We start from the raw sequence: 548 nt of genomic DNA on the forward strand, positions 1-548 counted from the left end.
CGTGCTGGTGTTGCCGGTGGCCCTGGCCATACCGCTGGCTGTGGCACTGACACCGGCCGTGTCACTGCCGCCGACCCTGGTGCCGGCCGTGCTACCGCCGCCGGCCGTGGCGTCGACGCCGGCTCAGGTGCTGCCTATGGCTCGGGATACCGTGCTGTCGCTCGTGGTTGCGCCGACCCTCGGGGGAGCGCCGGCCGCCGTGCTGGCGCCGGCGTTCGTGCTGGAGCCGACCCTGATGCTGGCTATGTCAGTCACAGCGGCGGTGGGAGTGCCTCGGCCGCTAGAGCTCGCGCTGGTCAGTCGTCCGATATGGCTGGCGCGCCGAATGATTCGCCACCCGAACCGCCCGACAGCACCTGGATAGACCCCACCGCACTCGCCGAAGCCGCCGCACGCGACCACCGCAGCACCGCCCAACGCAACCACGACGCCCTCAAAGCCATCCTCAGCTCCGGCATCATCGCCGAACACCTCGGCGCGCACCGCGGCCTGCCGGTCTCCACGATCCTCACCATCAGCATCGACGACATCGAACGCGACGCCGGAGT

1 protein-coding gene is annotated in these 548 nt (G+C 70.4%); it reads left to right on the forward strand.

The window, feature by feature from the left end; all coding sequences use genetic code 11:
* Window positions 1-309: 309 nt before the first annotated feature.
* On the forward strand, window positions 310-548 hold a 239-nt coding region (locus FEK34_RS29825), incomplete at its 3' end, for a DUF222 domain-containing protein (RefSeq protein WP_249359751.1).

This window comes from Nocardia cyriacigeorgica (genome assembly GCF_005863245.1).
Lineage (GTDB): Bacteria > Actinomycetota > Actinomycetes > Mycobacteriales > Mycobacteriaceae > Nocardia > Nocardia cyriacigeorgica_C.